Raw genomic sequence first — 5,508 nt, 5'->3', positions numbered from 1 at the left:
GCTCATAGCGACTCCGTGCGATGCACGACATTGATCCGGTATTCCGGCTTCTCGAGCTGCGCGGGCTTCCAGCTGCGGATGCCCCAGATCATCAGGCCGATGATGAAGAAGGCACCGGGCGCGAGCAGCATCAGGCCATTCGGCTCGTACCAGCCGCCCTCCTTCAGCAGCGGCAGGATCTGCACATCGAGCAGGCTGCCGGAGCCGAGCAATTCGCGGATCGCGGCGACGCTGATCAGGATCAGGCTGTAGCCGAGCCCATGGCCGAGGGCGTCGAGAAAGCTCGGCCAGGGCGGATTCTTCGAGGCGAAGGCCTCAGCACGGCCGAGCACGATGCAGTTGGTGATGATCAGCCCGACGAACACCGAGAGCTGCTTCGAGAGCTCGTAGGCGAAGGCTTGCAGCACTTGATCGACCAGGATCACCAGCGAGGCGATGATGGTCATCTGGATGATGATGCGGATGCTCGACGGCATCTGATACCGGATCAGGCTGATGATGACGCTGGCACCGACGAGCACCGCGGTCAGCGCGATGCTCATGGTGATGGCCGGCGCCAACTTGGTGGTCACCGCCAGCGCCGAGCAGATGCCGAGGATCTGCAGGGTGATCGGGTTGTTATCGATGATCGGCTCGAACAGGAGCCGGGCGGATTGGGTGGCCATGCTGCGTATCCCCTTGGTTCGGCCGGTTCGGCGCGGATGTCAGCTGCGGTTGTCGTCGTCGCCGAGCCGGGCCAGGAAGGGGCCATAGCCCTGCTCGCCGAGCCAGAACCGCATCAGGTGGGTGACCCCATTGCTGGTCAGCGTGGCCCCGGAGAGCCCGTCGACGCGATGCTCGGCGTTGGGCGTATCCGGGTCGACGTTGCCCTTGACCACCTCGATCACCGGCTCGCCATCCTCGTCGATCAGCACCTTGCCCGGCCATTCGGAGAGCCAGCGCTCGCCCGCGACCTCGCTGCCGAGACCGGCGGTCTCGCGCTGCTCGTAGAAGGTCAGCGCCTTGGCGGTGCGCCCGTCCGGCGCCAGCGCCAGCAGCCCGTGCATGGTCGACCACAGGCCGGCACCATAGACCGGCAGGATGATGGTCTCGAGCTGGCCGTCGCGGCGCACCAGATAGACCGGCATCCGATCGGGCCGGCGACGGATGCCGGCGGGATCCGCCTCGTCGAGCGCGCTGCTCGCGGCTGGGTCCTTGGCCGCGTCGCGATAGGAATAGCTCATCGGATCGGCATCCTCGACGAACTCGCCCGTTTCCAGATCGACCAGGCGCTGCTCGATCTGTTGGAAGGCCTGCTCGAGGCTCATCCCCGCCTCGTCGAGACCGGCGACCTTGATCACCTCCGACTTGAGCGCGCGCGCGGCGTTGCGCTCCTGCAGCGGACGCAGGCTCACCGCGGTCGCCGAGACCACCACCGAGCACACCAGGCAGAGCACCAGCGCCACCGCCAGCGTCTTGCGCGGGTCATCGTTGGGCAACCGGAACACCGCCGTCACACGAGCCAGCAGACCGCCCGCGCGCGCTGCCGATTGAGCCTGCGGATGCGAATCAGCCGGCATGGCGGCGCGCCCTCCTGCGGATGTTGGCCTGGATCACGAACCAGTCGATCAGCGGCGCGAACAGGTTGGCGAACAGGATGGCGAGCATCACGCCTTCCGGATAGGCGGGATTGAGCACCCGAATCATCACTGTCATGAAGCCGATGAGCGCCCCGTAGAACCATTTGCCGGTCTCGGTCATCGAGGCCGAGACCGGGTCGGTGGCCATGAACACCAGCCCAAAGGCGAGCCCGCCGAGCACCAGGTGCCAATGCCAGGGCACCGCGAAGGCCGGATTGGTCTCGCTGCCGATGCCGTTGAACAACAGCGCGGTACCGATGACCCCGATCAGCACCCCGGCCATGATGCGCCAGGAGGCGACGCCGGTGTAGAGCAGGAAGATGGCGCCGACGATGATCAGCAGGGTCGAGGTCGAGCCGATCGAGCCCTGCACGGTGCCGAAGAAGGCGTCCCACCAGGTGATGCCAGCGGTCTGGATCGCGTTCAATCCGCCCTCGGCGGCGAGCATCAGCGGCGTGGCGCCGCTGAAGCCGTCGACCGCGGTCCAGACCGCATCGCCCGAGATCTCGCTCGGATAGGCGAAGAACAGGAAGGCGCGGCCGGTGAGCGCTGGATTGAGGAAGTTCTTGCCGGTGCCGCCGAACACCTCCTTGCCGATGACGATGCCGAACGAGATGCCGAGCGCGACCTGCCAGAGCGGGATATCGGGCGGCAGGGTCAGCGCAAACAGGATCGAGGTGACGAAGAAGCCCTCGTTGACCTCGTGGTTGCGCACGGTCGCGAACAGGATCTCCCAGAAGCCGCCGGCGGCCATGGTGACGATGTAGATCGGCAGGAAGTAGACCGCGCCATGCCAGAAGTTGTCCCAGAGGCTGTTGGCGTCGTTGCCGCCGGCGCCGAGTAGCCAGAGCAGCCCGCCGCGCCAGCCCTCGACCTGCTCCATACCCATCGCCGCCATGGCGCTGTTGGCCTGCAGGCCGATGTTGACCATGCCGAACAGGGCCGCCGGCAGCACCGCGATCCAGACGAAGATCATCACCCGCTTGAGGTCGATGCCGTCGCGCAGATGCGGGGTGCCGGCGGTCACCGTCGCGGGCGTATAGAGGAAGGTGTCGACCAGCTCGAACAGGGCGCCGAAGCGCTCATAGCGTCCGCCGGGCAGGAAATGGCGCTCTTGGCGGTCGAGGAATTTGCGCAGGGCCTTGATCATGCGTGCCCCCGGATGCCGCCCGGATGCTCGGCAGAACGCTCGGCCGTTGCGGCGAGAGTGAACATCGGTTCAGTGATTCTCATGCCAGATCTTGTTCAGGTTGCGCCGCAGCACCGGGCCGAACTCATGCTTGCCGCAGTCGACGAAGCTGCACAGGGCCAGGTCTTCTTCATCCAGTTCGAGCGCGCCGAGCTTCTCGGCGGTGTCGATATCGTCGACCAGCAGCGCGCGCAGCAGTTGCGTCGGCAGCAGATCGAGCGGCATCACCCGCTCGTAGGCTCCGATCGGGACCATCGCGCGCGGGCTGCCGTGCAGGGAGGTGCCGAGTGGCAGCGTCTCGTCCTTGGCGCGTCCCGACCAGAACAGATTCAAGGCCGAAAAGCGGCCACGGCCAGGCTTGAGCCAACCGAACCATTCGCGCTCGCGGTCCTCGGCCAGCACCGTGATCTGATTGTGGAAGCGGCCGAGGAAGGCGGTGGTGCCGACCGCGTGCCGGCCACTGAGCACCGAGCCGGAGATCACCCGGGCCTCGCGGCGATCGCTCAGCTCGCCCTTGACCAGATCGTTGGTGCTGGCACCCAGCCGCGTGCGGATCAGCCGCGGATGGGCGACCATCGGCCCCGCCAGCGAGACGATCCGGGTCGGATCGATGCGGCCGGTGCGAAACAGCCGGCCGATGGCGATGACGTCCTGATAACCGATCGTCCAGACCGTCCGCTCCAGGCTGACCGGCATCAGAAAGTGGATGTGGGTACCCGCCAGGCCCGCCGGATGCGGTCCGGCAAATTCGGCGGCCTGGAAGCCGGAGGACGACGGAATCGGCAAGCCCGCGTCCGGGCGCTGACAGCAGTAGCAGGGACCATCGGTGAGCTTGCCGATCACGCGCAGGCCATCGGCGAAGGCCGCGCCGGCATCCTCGATGATCCGCTTCGGGTCGGGCGCCAGCGGATGGCTGTCGATGGCGGTGACGAAGAGCGCCGCCGGCGTGCTCTCCGGCGCGGGAATCATGCTGAACGGGCGCGTGCGAAAGCCGAGCCAGGCGCCAGCGGCGAGCAGGTTCTCGCGCACCTGATCGCGATTCAGGCCATCGAGTTCGTCGGCGGCGTAGGCGTTGAAGGTTTCCTGCTCGGCGAGCGGCGGCAGCGGATCATTGCCATCGCGCGGCTGGTCGAGGCGGATGACGATGCTCTCGAGCGCGCGTCGCGGCCCGCGGTGGATGGCCTCGACGACGCCGGTCGCCGGCGCCGTCGCGGCCACCTCGCGATAGGCCTTGCGGCGCGAGATCGGCTGGCCGAGGCGGACGCGGTCGCCGACCTCGACCTCGAGCGACGGCAAGCGCTTGACGCCGACGCAATCGTAACCGATATGCGCGACCCGGCTGACCACCGTGCTGGCATCGATCTCGGCGCTCGGCGCCCCCGCCAGCGGGATATCGAGGCCCTTCTTGAGCCGAAAACGCCGCGGGCCATCCTTTGCGAGACCCTTGGCTACAGGCGTTGATGTTACTGCCACGACAGATCGAGACGCCTTGACACGGAATCTGAAACGATGCGCTATACGATCCCTTGATCGGCGCCCAGCGTCAAGGGGTCAGTGCGCGGCGATGCGTCCCAAGCCGCCGGTCGGTTCTTCTCGATGGGCCTGGCGCGCGACGATGGCGATGCGCGCCGAGTGCTCCAGCATCAGGCTCCAGCGGCAGGCCTCGTCGGGATCGGCACCGCGCGCGAAGACCCCATGGCCGGCGACAAGACAAGCCGGATGCTCGCTCAAGGCCGCCGCCAGCGTCGCCGAGGTCCGCTGGAGCTGGGCCTCGGACTCCAGCTCCAAGCGCAGCACCGGAACCGCGCCGAGCCGCCGCGCCGCATGATCGTCCGGCGGCTCGAAGGTCGGCGCCGCAGCCAGGCCCATGGCGACCGAGTACGGCCCAAGCGTCTGCAGCAGCGCGCCGATCTCGGGCTGTCGCCGGTAGAGTTCGCGATGGAGCGCGGCCGCGACCGCGCCGTCCCCCGAGCGGGGGTCAGCGAGGGCGCAGGCGGACAGATCGTCGAGCCTGAGCCGATCGCAGGCGATCCTGTCCGGGGTCAGCCAGAAGCGCTCGCCCTGACGCAGCGAGGCGCGACCGATCGCCGCTTCTGGATAGCCATTGGCCCGTAGCCGCTGCAATGCCTGGAGCAGGCGCGGGCGCGGCTCGTCGCGCAACCCGGTGCGATCGCGCCCCTGATCGCGCACCAGGCCGACGATGAAGTCGGCCAAGGCCGCCGGCTCACGGAGCGGCATGCGCGGCGGATGCGGCACGACCGGCAGCGGATCATCGCTGACCACGGCGACGATGCCGTCATCGTCGGGGTAGAGTGGCGTCTTGCCGGTAGCGGCACGAAAGACCTCGATCTTGGGCACCGCAGCCGCGCGAAACCCCTCGATCAGCAGCAGATCGAGACTGTCGGCATCGAAGCGCGCGCACAGCGAATCGAAGCCGGCCGGATGATCCTCGGCACGCTCGTTGGTACGGCTGAGCAGGGCCCAGTGCGTGCCGGAGACCAGCATCACCTGGCGCGCGCCGGCGGCGGCGACCTCGTAGCTATCCTTGCCCGGTCGATCCAGCGCGAAGCCATGATGGGCATGCTTGAGGTAGCCGAGGCGCAACCCGCGCTGGCGCAGCAGCGGCACCAGCTTGCGCAAGAGCGTGGTCTTGCCGCTGCCGCTCGGCGCCACGAAACCGATGGCCGGAATCTCCCCAGC

General features: G+C 67.8%; 5 protein-coding genes. All 5 read right to left on the bottom strand.

The features are described 5' to 3' along the window. Positions 1-2 precede the first annotated feature (2 nt). Positions 3-665: an NADH:ubiquinone reductase (Na(+)-transporting) subunit D gene (locus ACLFQI_RS11120; RefSeq protein WP_410759339.1), complete on the bottom strand. Its 663-nt coding sequence runs from the start codon at positions 663-665 to the stop codon at positions 3-5. A gap of 39 nt (positions 666-704) precedes the next feature. Further along, complete coding sequence (locus ACLFQI_RS11115; RefSeq protein WP_410759337.1) at positions 705-1,559, bottom strand: Na(+)-translocating NADH-quinone reductase subunit C; 855 nt, start codon at positions 1,557-1,559, stop codon at positions 705-707. Then, complete coding sequence (locus tag ACLFQI_RS11110; RefSeq protein ID WP_410759336.1) at positions 1,549-2,769, bottom strand: NADH:ubiquinone reductase (Na(+)-transporting) subunit B; 1,221 nt, start codon at positions 2,767-2,769, stop codon at positions 1,549-1,551. Before ACLFQI_RS11110 ends, ACLFQI_RS11115 begins: the two co-directional genes overlap by 11 nt. A 69-nt stretch (positions 2,770-2,838) precedes the next feature. Then, on the bottom strand, positions 2,839-4,281 hold the full coding sequence (locus tag ACLFQI_RS11105) for a Na(+)-translocating NADH-quinone reductase subunit A (RefSeq protein WP_410759334.1): 1,443 nt from the start codon (positions 4,279-4,281) through the stop codon (positions 2,839-2,841). A 78-nt stretch (positions 4,282-4,359) separates the two neighbouring features. Next, positions 4,360-5,508, bottom strand: a 1,149-nt coding sequence (mobB, locus tag ACLFQI_RS11100) for a molybdopterin-guanine dinucleotide biosynthesis protein B (RefSeq protein ID WP_410759332.1), incomplete at its 5' end; no start/stop codon positions are given.

Origin of the sequence: Halochromatium sp. (assembly GCF_046541315.1) — a bacterium.
Classification (GTDB): domain Bacteria; phylum Pseudomonadota; class Gammaproteobacteria; order Chromatiales; family Chromatiaceae; genus Lamprobacter.
The sequence above is the reverse complement of the archived record's forward strand: the minus strand, read 5'-3'. Positions and strand labels throughout refer to the sequence as shown.

Bases quoted from the DNA above. Each gene is read 5' to 3' on its own strand.
- ACLFQI_RS11120 (WP_410759339.1), bottom strand. From the start codon at position 665: ATGGCCACCCAATCCGCCCGGCTCCTGTTCGAGCCGATCATCGATAAC.
- ACLFQI_RS11115 (WP_410759337.1), bottom strand. From the start codon at position 1,559: ATGCCGGCTGATTCGCATCCGCAGGCTCAATCGGCAGCGCGCGCGGGC.
- ACLFQI_RS11110 (WP_410759336.1), bottom strand. From the start codon at position 2,769: ATGATCAAGGCCCTGCGCAAATTCCTCGACCGCCAAGAGCGCCATTTC.